A 17,037-nucleotide genomic window follows, 5' to 3' on the forward strand; every position below is an offset into this window, starting at 1 on the left:
CTCCCTAAGAACTCAGACGATTTTGAAAATATTGGCGGTACAAATCGCAGCGTGGCATTACTTTGTTTTCATTACAATATACAACTAGTCCCATGCTGTGTAATTTAAACGCTGATTCCGAGTCTATTTCTATCGGTGCTAAACTGTTCGCAACTTGGCTAAAAGCTGCTGCTAAATTGAGATGATTTTCGAGGCTACACAAATGTCCTCGCAGATGATCGCTGTAAATTCCCGCTTCTGTTGGGGCTGTTTGTAACAATTGTTCAAGCGTGATGTCTTGGTGTTGGACGTGATAAAGAGCTAGCCTGACTAAATAAGGATGTCCCCCTACCATGTTCATCAGTTGTTTAACTTGAGTATTAGTCCAATTTAGCCCCTGATGACGCTCAACTAAAATTTCGACTTGTTCGGAACTAAATTCTTGTAATTCAACGCTCAACCCAACATTAAACGGAGATTGATTGATATTTAGCGGAATATAAACTTCTTTGGAATGTACCAAAACTAGGCGAAGTTTTTTCCAGAGTTCGCTACTGCGATCGCCATATTTGGCATACTCATACCAAGCGCGTAACAGGCTAAAAAAGTCTTCGGCAATGTCGCGATAGGGAAAAATGCGATCGACTCCATCTAAACTCACTACTAATGGAGTATCAATTTCTTCTAATAAACATTCTTCAAAGTAAGCGGTAGTTTTGTCCTTACTACCATAAATACTCCAATAATCATCTAACTGCTGAAGCCGCTTTAGCTTCCTACCAACACTTTCACAAAACCAGCGTAAAAATGTATCTAAGCTAGTGAAAACGGCTTTATCTGCTGAATGGAAGCTTAGGGATACTGTTTGACAACCATGCTTTCTGGCTTCATCAAGGATTCTTGCCATCAGCGAAGTTTTACCCATCTGTCCGGGTGCTTTGATGCGAATTAAGGAACCTGGCTGCAAAATTTCTTGATAACAGCGCTCTTCAATTGGAGGGCGTTCAACATAAAAGTTAGAAGCCAGAGGAACTTGTCCTACAGGAAATTCTGGTTCTGCATTTAGTTGGGTGAGTTCATTTGTGTTAACAGTTAGTAATACTTCTTCATTTGCTTGAGAAGCTGAGTTATTTGCTGTCATTTTCTCCATTTTTAATGGTGAAGTTGACATCAGCTTGTGTGAGTAAAAAATTGCTTCTAACTGCTTTGCCGAAGCCGCAGTACGCGAAAGCCGCTGACGCTCTAATGCTGCCTGAAAATTCTTTTTACTAACCTTTTCCCCAATGGCTTCTGACAACATCTGCCATAGCTTAGGGCCAACATCATGCTGTAGGTATTCAGTAGTGTAGCCATGAGTTTGGGCAATCTCATCATACTTTTTCCCTTGCCAAGAACAGCGAAGTATTGCCACTTCAATATCTTTCAGATGTCTTTTTGTCTGGGCAACAACTGCTGCATCTAATATTTTGAATGCTGTTTCAAAGTCCATTGCTCAGGTCTGAATCACAACTATTTATGAATTGAGCTACAGTCTAAATTTTTTACTTTCCAGATTTTTTACCAAACAATATTCAAATTGCTGAAATCTACACCTTGTATAGTTCGCTAAAGATGACTCTCCTTAAATTTTCTTACTTAACCTTACTTAATATCTTTTTTCGTTCAACTTTGTAGCTCAAACTCCTTAAATTATCCACATTTACCTTTGTGAGTGTAAAAGGCAACCTGGTAATAACAGCGATCGCTTGGGATTCGGCTTGGTCAAATTTAGCTTGATTGAAAATAATACACAAACTCATAAGTAAATCACAGGAAACACAAAATTATGGCAATTATTAGTGGAACTATCACCCCTGCTGACGACAAAATCTTAGCTGATGGGGCGAACGATACAATCGATGCTCTCGCAGGTAACGATACCGTTAATGGTGGCGCGGGAAACGACATCCTCATAGGCAATTTCGGCAACGATTCTCTATTAGGAGGACTTGGTAACGATTCCCTCGATGGTGGATTCAACAGAGACACCCTTGATGGTGGTGCGGGTAACGACACTCTTAACGGTGGCGATGACAACGATACCCTTTCTGGTGGAACTGGAAACAATCTCGTTAATGGTGGTGCAGGTAACGATATTCTCATCGCTCAAAACGGAAACTTTCCAGGTGCAGGCGATGTTGGCGATACCTTGATTGGCGGTGCAGGTAATGACGAGCTACGTGTTGAGGGAGCCTCAAATTATTTCTTGACTAATAATCAGCTGTTTGTGGGTAATTTAGCTCACAAGTTTTCTGAGATTGAGGATGTCAGGCTCACTGGTACTGCGGGTAATGACACGATTAATGCCTCTCAAGCTTTGTTGTCAGGGCGAACCTTTCTCTTTGGCGGTGATGGCAATGACACCATCACAGGTAGCCGTGGACTTGACCAGATTAACGGTGGTCGGGGTGATGACAGCATAGTAGGAGGTTCGGGATTTAACTTTCTACGTGGTAATGATGGCAATGACACCCTAATCGGTGGAAATGACGGTAATAATTTCAATGGTGGCGCAGGGAATGACTTTGTCCAAGGCGGAACAGGAAACGATAGTTTTTCTGATAGTAACTTTGATGGAGCAGGGAATGACCAATACATCGGGGGAGCAGGCGATGATTTCTTGTTTATCCAAGGCGATACTAACTTTGAGCTATTCTCATTTGTCAATGACCCAAACACAAGCACACTCAAAGGTGGTAAGTCTATAGGAGGCATACCAGATGGAACAGTCACAGGCATTGATACCCTCAAAGGTATTGAAAGCGTCACAATTCAAGGAGGCGATAGCTTCAATATCATAGATGCTTCTAAAGCCAACCAAAACGTTACTCTGATTGCTGGCGGTGGTGGTGGCTCTATGAAAGGTGGTAGTGGTAACGATAGCCTATCAGGTTCATTTTCTGGCAATGACTCTCTCTCAGGAGGTGCAGGTAACGATACCCTCACCGGAAATGGCGGCTTTAATACCGGAGAGGTGGATATTTTAATAGGAGGAAATGCCTCCGTAGGAGTTCAATCTGCTGATACGTTCCTCATATTGGATGGCTATCGCCAAGCTGGTCATGCTGTTATCAGCGACTTTTCTATACAAGATGGGGACAAAATCCGTCTGCGTTTTCCTTTCCAAGGCTCTGCTAGCGATTTCACCTTCGTACAACAAAACTTCCCTAATACGAGTACGGGTACAAATTCCTCAGCTATCAAAGATACTGTTATCTTCTTTGGCTCGCCTGCTTCCAATGACATTATTGCGGTGGTTGAGGATGTTAGTCTCACTGCAACAAGTCCTGGTATCGAAATTTTTGGTTAACTTTGACTTGTCCCCTCAACGTTAATCTGCCACCTGATATTAGACATATTGCATAAGTCGATATGTTGAACAAATTCACACAGATACACATTAGACTTCTTGCAAAAATGCTAATCAGCAAAAAAGGAACCACAGATGAACACCGATAAACACCGATATTTATCTGTGTTCATCTGTGTTTATCTGTGGTTTGATATTCAAAATTTTGACTTATGCAAGAGGTCTATTGATAAATATCAGTGTGTATCTGTTATTGTCTATAGCTAGTTACTATTTTTCATGCCTCAAGCAAATGAGAATTTCCATATTAAAAATAGCATTGTCTAACAAAAACCACCCAACTTAAATTTACTTACTTAAACTTAATCGTGCTTTCTCTTTACTTAATTGGATTAAATAAAACTCCTTAAATTATCCACATTTACATTTTTGAATTTACAAGAGATTCTAGTATTAACTACTTGAGCATGACTAACGGAAGGCGAAATACTTTAACTAACCGTTTATAAGTACTTAGTTCAAGTAAATTTATCAGCATCATTTAATGAGGATACAATCATGATTCAGAACATCAAAGAACTGCTGCAAAATACTCAACTACAACAGCAAATTAAAGAAGCTGCCAACTTTGCAGAAGCTGTCAAACTGATTACAACCGCAGGGGCACAAAAGGGCTACTCTTTCAGCCAAGAAAATATAGCTCAGGCAGCAAGCGGGTTAATGTTAGAAGAGCGCGAAATCTCAGAAGCTGATTTACTCGCAGTTGCTGGTGGGTTGCGGGCTTCTTCTATAACTAGAAGCATTTTGAGTTGTTGTTAATCGAACTGTGCCAAGCGGCGTGGCGAAGCTGTATGGTTTTTCTATGCTATTGTCACGCCTTGGAAATGTGCTTATCCTAGCTCGAATTTTTGGGAAATAATTAGTGTAATAACTGCTATCTTTCCCAAAATTAACTAATCTTAAAAACAGGAATAAACTAATGATTCAGAATATTAAAGAACTGTTGCAAAATGCTCAACTGCAACAGCAAGTAAAAGAAGCTTCTAACTTGGTAGAAGCCATCAAATTAATTACAAACGCTGGCACAAAAAAGGGATACTCTTTTACACAAGAGAGTATAGCTCAGGTAGTAAGCAAGCTCATGTTAGAGGAGCGCGAACTTTCGGAAGCTGACTTACTTTCTGTTGCTGGAGGCAAGAATAGTTTCACGGGGTTTGAGAGCTTTATGTGGTGCTAGTAAGCTTTTGATGGAGTTAGCTTCAATGCCAATAGATTCAGAACTCAAATAATCTCAAAAATAGGAATAAACTAATGATTCAGAACATCAAAGAACTGCTGCAAAATGCTCAAATGCAACAGCAAATTAAAGAAGCTGCTAACTTAGCAGAAGCCATCAAACTGATTACAACCGCAGGCGCACAAAAGGGCTACTCTTTTACCCAAGAGATTGTAGCTCAAGTTGTCAGCAAACTAATGTTAGAGGGTCACGAACTTACAGAATCTGACTTACTCTCAATTGCTGGAGCATTACCTCCTCCTTGTAATACGAAAATGAGGAATACTTCGTGTTGGATTTAGCAGGATTTACTTTTTTAAATCCTGAACATAAATGAGTGAACTTTCTGTGAATGCGTCTGAGTTTGGATATTTTAACTGTCTGCAATCGAGATACATTAGCTGATACTTCACTAAATACCTGAGCTACTTGAATAATGTTTGATTTGAGTAGCTATCAATTTAAACAAGAGAAATTGTCTAACTTCAATCAGGAGAATAAATTCATGATTCAAAACATCAAAGAACTATTGCAAAATACTCAATTGCAACAGCAAATTAAAGAAGCTGCCAATTTAGTAGAAGCCATTAAACTAATTACAACCGCAGGCGCACAAAAGGGCTACGCGTTTAGCCAAGAGAGTGTAGCTCAGGTAGTTGGTGGATTAATGTTAGAAAGCCATGAACTTACGGAATCGGACTTACTTATGGTTGCTGGTGGATTAATGCCTGATTGTAAATGCGGCTTGATTTATTGCACAGAATAACCTAGAAATCTCCAATCTTTTTCTTGAATATTATCTCCAAAGTGGCAAAATAAAAAACTTCTTTAAGTGAAGAAATGCTATGAATTTGCCAAAATTAGGTAATTTCAATATTTCTTATCAAGACAGATTGGATAATGTATTTGAATAAAACTCTGAGCTACTTAAATATTTTTAAAGTAGCTCTCTAACTTCAAAAAGGAGAGTAAACTCATGATTAATAGTATTGAAGAACTATTGCAAAATATCGAACTACAACAGCAAGTCAAAGAAGCTACCAACTTAGCAGAAACCACTAAACTCATTACAACAGCAGGTACTGAAAAAGGTTACTATTTGACCGAACAACAGGTAGCGCAAATAGCTAGCGAACTAATGTTAGAGAAGCTAGAACTTCGCGAGACTGACTTACTTACAGTTGCTGGCGCTTTTGGTTACACAAATAATAGATATTGTTTTTAGTTTCTGTTTGAGTTGGGTTATTTTTGGGAATCAAAGTGAAGAGTGATATTGCTTTTAAATCTGGGGGAAAGTGTCTTTCCCCTACTTTACAAAATATTGGCGATAGAAAACCCTTCAATTCATTTAGTACTCCTCTATCCCTCAGTTTTACATTATGTCTCGGATTTCGATGCCTATAACGGACTACGCTTACGCACCTCCAGTTAATTATACCAATGCAGATTTAGCCTCAATTGTTGCTAATGCCAGTTTCCTTTGGGAACGTCTCGATTCAGAGGGTTTTACTGTGGATGGAGAACAGGCTGAATCAGAAATTGAGCGTCGCTGCGATCGCTGGTGTCAAGTTGCAGCACAGGGTAACTTAGATACATTCCAAAAACGCTTACAGTGGGAAGGTTTGAATCTTGATGCTGTGCGTCCGATGTTGGGAACTGTGCGAATTACAGACAATCAGCCGTTGCCAGAATGGGCGCAAACCCTGCAACAAATCATGCAGACGGCGACAGAATTTATATCTGTATCTGGATCATTTTTGCCAACCGATCCAGACAATCCGCTTCCTTTCGAGGATATTCTTTTACCTGCGATCGCAGTTGCCAGACAACAACTTCTGATTCGTCTGGGTTCTGAGCAACTCACGGAAGATAGCCTGCCTCTTTCTATGCTCACAGAAACCGCTTATCAAGCTTTAGAGCGTACTTTACTGCAACGACTCGTAGAACTTTGCACCAAGACACTAGACTTTGAATTCTCCCAGGTTCGTCCCTTTGGTCAGAATTTGCTCAATTTGCTAGGGCTAGAAACAGAAGACAGCGATCGCAAAACTCACTACACCCAGTTCGTTGAGCGACTGCTGCAAAGTGGATTGCTGACTTTTTTCCAGAAGTATCCAGTCCTCGGTCGATTAGTGGCAACAGCAGTCAGTTTCTGGGTTGAGTTCACGGCTGAATTCCTGCAACGATTGGCTGAGGATAGAGCCGAGATTCAGCGAGTTTTTGGCTCAACGATTGATATAGACAAAGTTGCACAAATCCAAACCTCTCTTTCTGACCCACATAAGCGCGGCAGAAGCGTGATTTTGCTCACCTTTGAGTCTGGACTCAAACTCGTCTATAAGCCCAAGGATTTAGGATTAGAAGTTGCTTTTAACGAATTTTTATCTTGGTGTAACCAACACAGCCAGCTTTTAGATTTCAAAATAATTCAGGTGCTTAACCGCAAGAGTTATGGTTGGGTGGAATATGTTGAGCAGCAATCTTGCATTGATGAAGCCGCTGTCAAACGCTTTTATCAACGTGCTGGAATGCTGTTGTGCGTACTTTATGCTTTCAGGGGAACCGATTGCCATTGCGAAAACTTAATTGCTAGTGGCGAACATTTAGTGTTAATCGATATGGAAACCCTGCTGCATCATGAAGCCAATCTCATTGACAATTCACCCTTTATTCAAGAGTTTGAGACAGCCGCCGCACAACGCCTCTGGGATTCGGTACTCCGCACTGGGATGTTACCTCGGTGGGATTTTAGCAGCGATCGCCGCATTGCTTATGATATTAGCGGGTTAGGCAGTATCGATTCAGAGCAAGCTCCCCGGAAATTACGTCGCTGGCAGGCAATTAACACTGACAATATGCACCAACGCTATGAGTCTGTGACATTCCCTCCAGAGAAAAATTTGCCGCGCTTGGGTGAAGTTGCTTTATCTGCCAACGATTATCAGGTAGAAATTGCTACTGGATTTGAGCAGATGTATCGTTTCTTGATGGTAAATCAGGATAGGCTTCTAGCTCCGGACAGCCCACTTGCTGCGATGCAAAATCAACAAGTCCGCTTTATCTTCCGCGCCACCCAGATTTACGGTACTATTCTCCAAAATGCGTGGGCACCCGATTACCTCAAAAATGGAGTGGACTATAGCATTGAACTGGATCGCCTCAGTTATGCTTTTCTAGTTGCTCAGGAAAAACCCCATGCTTGGCCGATCCTGAGTGCGGAACTGCAAGCTATGCAGCAGTTAGATATTCCTTTCTTTACCGCTAGTGCCGCTAGCGATGAGTTGAGCGTAGCTAAGAATCAAACTATTCGGCAGTACTTTAAGCAACCTAGTTATCAACAAGTTCTAATGCAATTACAAGCCCTGGATGAAACTGACTTAGCCCGACAAGTTGCGATCGTTCAAGGCTCTTACTATGCCAAGGTAGCGCAAACCGCAAGTAAAGAAAGCGAACAATGGAATGTTGAGTCCTTACCATTGCTGAACTCACAACAGTTGATTGCGGAAGCCAGAGCGATCGCGTCTGAACTCGAAGCCAGAGCCATTCCCGACCCCGATGGTAGCGTTAACTGGATTGGCTTAGTTTATATACCGGAAGCAGAACGATTTCAACTACAGGTGTTAAACGACAGTCTGTATGACGGACGCAGTGGAATAGCGTTGTTTCTCGCCGCCCTCTATCAGGTATGCGGTGAACCGTGTTTCCGTAATCTGGCATTGCAGACATTACAATCGTTACGTAAACAGATTCAAACTCTCGATCCAGAATCTCAGCAGCGAAAAGCCCGTCTCAGTGGAATTGGGGGTACAACAGGTTTAGGTTCTACAATTTATACCTTCGTCAAGATTAGCCAATTTCTAGGCGATGAAACCCTCTTGCAAGATGCTCAAGTTTTGTGCGATTGGATGACACCGGAATTAATTGCAGCAGATAAATTTTTAGATATTATTAGCGGTGCGGCTGGAGCCATATTAGGGTTGTTGTCCCTTTATGGAGTCACAAAACAAGCAACCGTATTGGAAAAAGCGATCGCTTGCGGACAGCATTTACTTACTCACCGAGTCAGCCATGAAGGTCGGCCTAAAGCCTGGCTTACCATTGGTGAAACACCCTTTACTGGCTTCTCTCACGGAGCCGCTGGCATTTCCTATGCCCTGCTACAACTCTACGCTGTCACCGAAGACCGCAACTATTTAGAAGCCGCCTTAGAAGGGATTGAGTATGAACGCAGCGTTTTTTCTGAATCCCATGCCAATTGGCCCGACTTTCGTGGATTAGCACAAACAGGACAGCCTGTGTTTCCCGTCCAGTGGTGTCATGGTGCAGCCGGAATTGGGTTAGCTCGCTTAGGTAGTTTCAAGATTGCGAACACACCTGACATGGAACGCGAGGTTGAAATCGCGCTGCAAACTACTCAGCGCTATGCATTGCAAGCCATCGATCATCTATGCTGTGGGAATATGGGTCGGGTTGAGGTGCTGTTAGTTGGTGGTCAACGCTACTCCCGTCCCGATTGGTATGAAAGTGCTTTCCAGAATGCGACGAATATTATAGCTAAAGCCAAGCGTACCGGAGCTTATAAACTGTTCCCCAACTTACCTAATTCTGTATTTAATCCTGGCTTCTTCCCCGGTACAGCTGGAATTGGTTATCAACTTCTTCGTCTAGCACAACCAGAACAATTACCTTCAGTTTTGCTGTGGGAGTGAGGGCTGTTTGGGGGTGTGGGGAGTGTGGGGGGACAAGGAAGACAAATGACAAATGACCAATGACAAATGACAAATGACAAATCCACCTCGCTCAATCTTTCGTAAAGATGCTGTTCGTCGTTATTTGGAAGGTAGGGAAAAGTCTATCTTGCCGCGACTGGTTTCTCCACGCACGTTTATTTATCTATGGTTTCTGTTGGGGTTGCTAGGGATGAGTAGTATCATCGCTTGGTTTACCAAGGTGCCAATGTATGCTTCTGGTAAAGCTATCATTGTTCGTTCGAGCAATCAAAGAATTGTAGTAGCCACCTTTTTTGAACCTCAACATCTTTCAAGCTTGCGAAAAACCAAAAAATTATTTTTAAATTTTGCTGATCGGGGCGCTCGCACTGCTGCCATCATTACTGTTCAACCAGAGATTTTTAGCCCCGACACTATCCAAAAACGATTTGCGATCGCACAAATTACGCGGCCCAGTGCAATAGCGATCGCACAATTAGAGCCGATAGACAAAAACTTGCCTGCTAGTGCATATCTGGGTAGTGTCGGTCATGCACAAGCGGAAGTTGGATCGCAACGCCTCATATCTTTATTACCACTAATTGGGCAATTCTTTGAGCAATAGACCATGAATGTTCTCAAGAAAGTACAACGAATAAATTTACAGCTAGAAGCGATCGCTTGGGGACTGAAATATCTCATCTCGCCTACTCGTTGGCTGAAGTTTTTGCAGCATTACCAACGGCGAGTTCCGATTAGATTACAACTCAATGCTGTTGAATGTGGTGCAGCTTGTCTAGCAATGATTCTTAGTTACTATGGCAGGCAGACTCGCGTTAATGAATGTCGGGAGTTTATGGGCATTGGTCGAGATGGTGTGACTGCACAAACCATTGCCCAAGCTGCCCGTGCTTATGGATTGCGTGTCAAAGCATACTCTCTAGAAGAACTTGCGGATTTTAAATATATTCATTTACCAGCAATTGTTTATTGGAACTTCGAGCATTTTTTAGTTGTAGAACGCTGGTCAAAAAAGTATGTTGAAATTGTCGATCCCACTAGTGGACGATACCGATTAACTCTCGATCAATTTAATGAGGGCTTTACAGGGGTGGTATTGACTTTCGAGCCTGGAGTACAATTCCAACGCCGCCGCAAAAAAGCTTCATTATCCTGGTCTGACTACTTGCTGCAATCCATAGGCCAGACCCCAGGCTTGCTGTTGCAAATCCTCAGCACTTCTGTGCTTTTACAAATTTTAGGGCTAGCGCTACCCATCTTGACCAAAGTAGTTGTAGATCGCATCTTGCCGCTTCAGATTGCTGATGTCATGCCAATTCTCGGATTGGGGATGCTGATTCTCGTTCTAGCGCAAATGGTGACAAGTTATTTACGCGCAGCACTGCTAATTTATTTGCAAGCACGCATTGATACCCGTTTAATGCTGGGTTTCTTTGAGCATTTACTGACACTTCCGTTTCGCTTTTTTGAGCAACGTACAGTGGGCGACCTGCTGATGCGTCTTGGTAGTAATGCCATGATTCGAGAAACGCTTACTAGTCAGACGCTATCAATCATCTTAGATGGTATGTTTGTGTTGGGATACCTAGTATTACTGTTCGTTCAAGAACCAACTTTTGGAAGCGCTGTTTTGCTTGTCGGACTGCTTCAGGTAATACTTTTGCTGGGCACGACCAGGCGAGTTCATGACTTAATGCAACGCGATTTGTTAGCACAAGCAGAATCTCAAAGTTACTTGGTTGAAGCATTAACTGGAATCCTGACTCTGAAGGCCTGTGGCAGTGAAGACCGTGCTTTTGATTACTGGTCTAATTTATTTTTTAAGCAATTGAATGTCTCGCTGCAACGCAATCATTTAGGGGCATTGGTTGATACAGTAATGGTTTCGCTGCGTACATTCTCTCCGTTGCTGCTGTTATGGGTAGGAGCGATGTATGTATTAAATGGAACTATGAGCTTAGGGACAATGTTGGCATTAAATGCGATCGCAGCGTCCTTTTTAATGCCTCTGTCCTCGCTAGTATCAAACGGTCAGCGCCTACAATTGGTAGGCGCACATCTTGAGCGACTAACTGATGTTCTCACAGCTGAGTCAGAGCAGAAGTTACAGAAAGTTCAAACAGCACCACAAATCACAGGTCGAATAGAATTAAACCAGGTCAGTTTTCATTACGATTTAAATGCCCCACCAGTCTTACACGATATTTCACTCACAATCGAACCCGGACAGAAAATAGCTTTAGTTGGTCGCTCCGGATCGGGAAAAAGTACACTAGCTAAACTTTTACTTGGACTTTACTTACCAACAGCAGGCGAAATTCTTTATGATGGAATACCCTTGTCAGCATTAAACTGGCGCACATTACGCAATCAATTTGGTGTAGTACTGCAAGAGCCTTTCCTGTTTAGCGGTTCAATTCGGCAAAATATTAGCGTTAACAATCCTAGCCTGGCTCTAGAGAAAATCATGGCAGCAGCAAAGCTGGCCGCTATCCACGATGATATTATGCAAATGCCTATGGGTTACGAAACTAGGCTGGCAGAAGGTGGTAGTGGTTTATCGGGAGGACAACGCCAACGTTTAGCACTGGCGCGTGCTTTAGCTCACCAACCTGCTATTCTCTTATTAGATGAAGCAACTAGCCATCTTGATGTTGTCACTGAGAGTTTGATTGAGCAGAATTTGCATCATCTTTCATGTACACGGATTGCGATCGCTCATCGATTGAGTACTATCCGCAATGCAGATAAAATTTTAGTCCTCGATCAAGGGACAATTGTTGAACAAGGTTCCCATGAAGAACTTCTCAGCTTAGATGGATATTATGCTTCACTAATAAACGGTCACAAACTTCGTTTTTGACCTCAATTAACAGCTAGTTTTCTCATAAAATTGAGAGCTAAAAATTTCGGGGCGATGAGGGACACAACCCGGTAAGATGGCTCAATAGACCTCCTATGAAAATAAAGACTTAGGCGGGAGTTGAGGGGGTGGGTTGTGGCTCAAGAGAAACCTGGTAACCAAGTTGCTCTAAACGTTTAGTCAGTCGGCGAGAAATACGTTCCTTGTCTTGCTGATCAAAGTAATTAGCTGCCAATTCCTGATAAGTAGTTTTGTGTTTAAGTAAGTGATAGGCAATGACTAAAATGGTATGAGCAACAGCAACTGATGCCTTTTTGCTACCCTGACGTGCAACCAGCCGTCGGTAGTGCGTTCCCAAGTAAGTTGTACGTGTACGACCGGCAGCTTTGGCAGCTTCAACAAGTCCAGCACGTAACCAACAACTACCCTTACGAGTTTTACCAGAGTAAGGTTTGCCAGCACTTTCATGATTACCAGGACATAGTCCAGCCCAAGAAGCTAAATGTTTATGAGTAGGAAAGCGGCTCATATCCGCACCGATTTCTGCCCTGAGCAGTTGTGCCGTCTTACGCTTGATACCTGGGATGGTACATAATCGCTCCAAATCCTGCTCAAAAGGGTGCATTCGTACCTCAATTTCAGCACTGCATTGTTGGAGTGCTTCATCTAAAAAATCAATGTGGGCTAGCATCTGTGCCAACATGAAACGTTGCTGGGGTTGAACTCGACCAGCCAGTGCTTGCTGCAATTGTGAGAGTTTCAAGCGTAAGCGTCCTTTCGCCAACTCTGCCATTGCTTGTGGGTCAGAGTTACCATCAACGATTTGTGCGAGAATGGCTCGACCTGATACACCCATGATATCAGTTGCTACTGAGGAAAGTTTGATGTTGGCTCCTTCTAAAACGGCGTTGCACTCGATTCACTTCAGCGGCACGCTGCTGAACCAGTGAAATGCGATAACGCACTAACTCTCGTAATTCACGCATTGACCGAGAGGGAATAAAGCTGGAGCGCAACAAACCATGTCGGAGTAAATCAGCTATCCATTCAGCATCTTGTACATCAGTTTTACGACCAGGTACATTTTTGATATGGTGGGCATTGACTACCAAAAGCTCTAACCCTCCTTCCAATAAGTTATAGATTGGCTTCCAGTATGAGCCTGTGCTTTCCATAGCTACATGAGTACATTGTGCTGTTACCAACCAATCCAGTAGTTGCAATAACTCTGGGGTAGTTGTACCAAAACTTCTTATCTGTTTATTAATTTTCCCAGCGTTACTGATGCTTAAACAAGCAGTGACGCTCTTTTTATGAACATCCAAACCACAACAGCGCTCATAAACAACCTGCATGATTTTTCCTTGTTACAGCTGATTTTTATTATTCGACCAGTGAGCGCTCTGTGTTCTTAGATTCTCCTATCTACATCTGTGGTTTTTTTATTCTTATTCGGATTTTTGCAAGAAGTCTAATGTCTGATTTTTATAAAAGATTCATCTATCTACTAAATATAGTAGTACTTGGCATTAGCCCGATGAATTAGCGGCGCATAAAAACAACATCTGAATTACTCTACTTAGAATCAAAATTTGCATTTCTAATGTCCTAGGGACTGTTTAGCAAATTATTACAAGAATTACTACCAGTAGAAGGAGAAATAAACGCTAGACGCTAAACCCCTAATTTACCATCAAGTCGTTACTTAAAGATTATCCAAATGAGCTACAACCCTAAATAAAATCCTTATGTAGTAAGACTTTTAAGCTTAACCTGGTTTTCTGTTCTAATGATTCTCATACCCCTGTTTAGTATAGTAAGTATCATCCATTCAGCCGCACAAGACCGCACAATCTCAATGTACTAGTGCTATTTAGTCAAGCCTCCCCCATGACAAGTCCCTCGATAGTATGTGCTTGTACGATAGGTTTTAGTTCGTCAACAATTCGGCAGGCAAAGTGTTTTTGGTACTCTTTTGGGATAGTCTCATAGTAAGCACGAGTAAACTGGAGATCGTGCCGCTCTGCGTTTTGGGCATCTGGAGCATCGACGCCGAGTACTAGCACCAAGCGCGATTTTTGAGATTGGTTGGCAGTACCCCGATGAATGGTCAGTGCTGACCGCACAGATATGTCGCCACGCTTTGGCATCTTCCTCAACGTAATCTTAAGGTTGAACTTCGCGCAGCCGACGCTCCAGAAAGCGGCGTTCGCTGTCATTAGTGACCAGCACGAGTGCAAGCGCATAGCTCTGCGCAGCTGATGCTGAGGCTCCGATGCGGCGCAGCAGATCGGCACGGGTGGCGTGCTAAAGGTTTTTGACTCAGTAGGGAATTAAAATCTGCGATCGCGGCTTGAGATTTTCCTAAATCAAGATACGCTCTACCTCTCTGAAAATAAGCATTTGCAAGATAATTCGGCTCAACAATAGAATGAACTTGAGGACGGAGCTGAATTATCTTGGTAAAATCTTGAATCGCAGCTTGTTTTTGTCCCAAATAATTGAAACGGGTTTCACCACGCTCAGAATAAGCCTCGACGAAGTTGGGATTGACTTGAAGCGCTTGATTATAAACTTCAACTGCTTCTAAGGGTTTATTTAACTGTCGGAGAATTTCTCCTTTTTTAATGTATGGCTTTTCGAGCTTCGGGTCGTCAGTAATAGCTTTTCCATATGCGTATAGTGCATCCTGTTTCTTACCCTGACCAGCCAAAGCCAGTCCCTCATAGTAGTGAAACAAGCCTGTGGATTTGGAACCAGGGACGATCTCTTGGGCTTTACGAGCGTCCTGAAGCGCACCTGCATAATCTTTCTCTCTCCATCGAGTAAAGCTCCTTTGTCCGTAAATAACTGCTAACTGCTGATTAGGAGCCATAACTCGTTTGAATGTTACCTCAAATTCGCTTGTTCCTTTGCGAGTAAGTCGTAAAGTTATGGGTGTATTAGCTTCACCATGTAACAATTTCTGTAATTGAGTATCTGTTTTATTGACTGTCGGTTGACCGTCTATGGCTAAGATTTGATCGTTTTGCCTCACTCCTGCTTGAGCCGCAGGCAATTGATAAGGAACATCAGTAATAATTGGCAGCTTGGTGTTAGAATCGACACTAAATTGGATACCAACTTGCGGTGTCACAGGTTTTAGGTAACGTAGAGCTTGCGTATAGTCAGCGATCGCTTTTTTGGTGGAATCTAGATCGAACGATTTACTATGACTATATGCCCGCCAAAAGTATGCTTCACCATTTTGGGGTTGAATCCGCAGCAGCTGGTTCAAATCTGAGCTTGCCGCTCCATAGTCTTCTCTGTTAATTTTTTCTCTAGCTTGTTCTAGAAGGACTGAAGCCTGAGCGTTTTTCTGATAATTCTGCCAGGATGCAATTCCCAGCCCACTCAGTAAGACAACAGTCAGCCCAGAAGCAACTATCAACCAAACTCGCTTAGGCAATTGGCGCAAGCGTTGAGCCACATTCACCGACTGTTTAGCAGGTAAAGATGAAGGTTGACGGGTCGCTATCTTCACAGTATCTCGCAAAACTGTCAGCGCGTCTGCGGCTGTCTGATATCGCTGGCGGTAATCTACACGCACCATCCGATCGACAATAGCGGCAAACTCAGAACTTACCTGAGCGCGATTTTGCCAAATAATCTCACCAGCACTAAGATTATCGGGGTCTTTCAGCTTTAATAAGTCATTAACTCCTAAACCTGTCACGGCTTGAATCCCCATAACCCCAGAAGCGTAAATATCGCTACTATATTGAGGATAACCATTCAATTGTTCCAGCGGCATGTACCCTCTAGTGCCAATTGCCACTGTTGAAGTCACCTGTCCTTGAGAATTGACGGTTTGTGTAGCGATTTCTTTAACCGCTCCAAAATCAATTAATACGAGTTTGCCATCAGACTGGCGGCGGATTAAATTAGCCGGCTTGATATCCCGGTGAATCACCCTTTGCCCATGAACAAAGGTTAAAATTTCCAAAACTGCAATTAAGAGTTGACGGGCTTTTTCTTCAGTCCAAGGATGTCCAACTTGAATTTCTTCTGCCAAAGTAGAACCAGGAATGAATTCTTGAACTAAATAAAACTCTTGTTGTTGCTCAAAATAGGCAAATAATCTGGGGATTTGCGGGTATTGCCCCAATCTTTCTAAAGTTTCTGCTTCTTTAGCAAACAGGTCACGAGCAATTTTGATCGTATTTGGGTCTTGAGCCGGGGGATGGAGCTGTTTAACAACACAAATAGGATTACCAGGACGCTTCGTATCTTCCGCTAGATACGTATGTCCAAATCCTCCCGCAGACAAAGAGCTAATAATTTTATAACGCCTGTCTAAAATTAGACCAATCACAATCTTTGGATTTTATAAATTATCAGAATTACAGCCTGTATAATTTCAATTATTCTCACTAATATTGCTAATATAACTCATCGTTCGGACCATAACATTTAACTAAGCGTATGTTTGTCAAGTATCAAGCTTTCTTAAAATTTTCCTAATTCTTGCTAAAAAGCATCAGAAATGTTTAATTCGCTCAAGTAAATATTTTCTCAATAGTACCAGCCAGAAATGTTAGGCAATTAGTAATCCCAATTTCCTACATCAATGAGTAAATTTCAGTAAAATAGCTAATTTTTAGCTTATATCCCAGATTTCGCAGGTGCGATCGCTGCGCCAATTTGAGCAAATAAACTCAACACTTCTCGCCAATTTTAGTATAGTTCCGAGTGTCCTGGGTAGTGCAGCAGCCAACGCAATCTTTGAAACGCCTGCTGAGATTCACCATTCGCTAATGCTTGAGATGCCTCAAGATAAATTGCTGTATAGTCTTCCATT

At 42.4% G+C, this 17,037-nt stretch carries 15 protein-coding genes; 9 read left to right on the forward strand and 6 right to left on the reverse strand.

Annotation, left to right across the window (positions count from 1 at the left end; all coding sequences use genetic code 11):
- Positions 1-4: 4 nt before the first annotated feature.
- The gene (locus BV375_RS01010; protein ID WP_086756340.1) at positions 5-1,468 is read right to left on the reverse strand and encodes an AAA-like domain-containing protein; all 1,464 of its coding nucleotides are present in this window, start codon (positions 1,466-1,468) and stop codon (positions 5-7) included.
- 336 nt (positions 1,469-1,804) lie between these two features.
- On the opposite strand from BV375_RS01010, the gene BV375_RS35690 reads away from it, so the two are divergent.
- From BV375_RS35690 to BV375_RS01065, 9 genes are all read left to right on the forward strand, one after another.
- On the forward strand, positions 1,805-3,328 hold the full coding sequence (locus tag BV375_RS35690; RefSeq protein ID WP_143841928.1) for a calcium-binding protein: 1,524 nt from the start codon (positions 1,805-1,807) through the stop codon (positions 3,326-3,328).
- Positions 3,329-3,886: 558 nt separating this feature from the next.
- Positions 3,887-4,147 carry a Nif11-like leader peptide family natural product precursor gene (locus BV375_RS01030; RefSeq protein WP_086756346.1) on the forward strand — a complete coding sequence of 87 codons (261 nt, stop codon included), beginning with the start codon at positions 3,887-3,889 and terminating at the stop codon, positions 4,145-4,147.
- A gap of 160 nt (positions 4,148-4,307) precedes the next feature.
- The gene (locus BV375_RS01035; protein WP_086756348.1) at positions 4,308-4,565 is read left to right on the forward strand and encodes a Nif11-like leader peptide family natural product precursor; all 258 of its coding nucleotides are present in this window, start codon (positions 4,308-4,310) and stop codon (positions 4,563-4,565) included.
- Between the two features lie 74 nt (positions 4,566-4,639).
- A complete protein-coding gene (locus BV375_RS01040) occupies positions 4,640-4,906 on the forward strand; it encodes a Nif11-like leader peptide family natural product precursor (protein ID WP_086756349.1) in 267 nt (88 codons plus the stop codon).
- Positions 4,907-5,109: 203 nt separating this feature from the next.
- Complete coding sequence (locus BV375_RS01045; protein WP_086756391.1) at positions 5,110-5,370, forward strand: Nif11-like leader peptide family natural product precursor; 261 nt, start codon at positions 5,110-5,112, stop codon at positions 5,368-5,370.
- 210 nt (positions 5,371-5,580) lie between these two features.
- Positions 5,581-5,829 (forward strand): Nif11-like leader peptide family natural product precursor, encoded by a 249-nt coding sequence (locus tag BV375_RS01050; protein ID WP_086756351.1) that lies wholly within the window; start codon positions 5,581-5,583, stop codon positions 5,827-5,829.
- Between the two features lie 154 nt (positions 5,830-5,983).
- Positions 5,984-9,313 (forward strand): type 2 lanthipeptide synthetase LanM family protein, encoded by a 3,330-nt coding sequence (locus BV375_RS01055; protein ID WP_086756353.1) that lies wholly within the window; start codon positions 5,984-5,986, stop codon positions 9,311-9,313.
- A 73-nt stretch (positions 9,314-9,386) separates the two neighbouring features.
- Positions 9,387-9,938, forward strand: a complete 552-nt coding sequence (locus BV375_RS01060) for a hypothetical protein (RefSeq protein WP_086756356.1) — start codon at positions 9,387-9,389, stop codon at positions 9,936-9,938.
- A gap of 3 nt (positions 9,939-9,941) precedes the next feature.
- Positions 9,942-12,197, forward strand: a complete 2,256-nt coding sequence (locus BV375_RS01065; protein ID WP_086756358.1) for a peptidase domain-containing ABC transporter — start codon at positions 9,942-9,944, stop codon at positions 12,195-12,197.
- Positions 12,198-12,306: 109 nt separating this feature from the next.
- On the opposite strand, the gene BV375_RS37440 is transcribed toward BV375_RS01065, so the two are convergent.
- From BV375_RS37440 to BV375_RS38565, 5 genes are all read right to left on the reverse strand, one after another.
- Positions 12,307-13,053: a transposase gene (locus BV375_RS37440; RefSeq protein WP_208099027.1), complete on the reverse strand. Its 747-nt coding sequence runs from the start codon at positions 13,051-13,053 to the stop codon at positions 12,307-12,309.
- Between the two features lie 4 nt (positions 13,054-13,057).
- Positions 13,058-13,552, reverse strand: coding sequence for an IS110 family transposase (locus BV375_RS37445; protein WP_208099028.1), 495 nt, complete (start codon positions 13,550-13,552; stop codon positions 13,058-13,060).
- A 522-nt stretch (positions 13,553-14,074) separates the two neighbouring features.
- Positions 14,075-14,347 carry a hypothetical protein gene (locus tag BV375_RS01075; protein ID WP_208099029.1) on the reverse strand — a complete coding sequence of 91 codons (273 nt, stop codon included), beginning with the start codon at positions 14,345-14,347 and terminating at the stop codon, positions 14,075-14,077.
- A 68-nt stretch (positions 14,348-14,415) separates the two neighbouring features.
- Positions 14,416-16,551 carry a tetratricopeptide repeat protein gene (locus BV375_RS01080; protein ID WP_086756360.1) on the reverse strand — a complete coding sequence of 712 codons (2,136 nt, stop codon included), beginning with the start codon at positions 16,549-16,551 and terminating at the stop codon, positions 14,416-14,418.
- Between the two features lie 362 nt (positions 16,552-16,913).
- On the reverse strand, positions 16,914-17,036 hold the full coding sequence (locus BV375_RS38565) for a hypothetical protein (RefSeq protein ID WP_279432887.1): 123 nt from the start codon (positions 17,034-17,036) through the stop codon (positions 16,914-16,916).
- Between the last annotated feature and the right edge of the window lies 1 nt (position 17,037).

Origin of the sequence: Nostoc sp. 106C (genome assembly GCF_002154725.1) — a bacterium.
In the GTDB taxonomy this organism is placed as follows: domain Bacteria; phylum Cyanobacteriota; class Cyanobacteriia; order Cyanobacteriales; family Nostocaceae; genus Aulosira.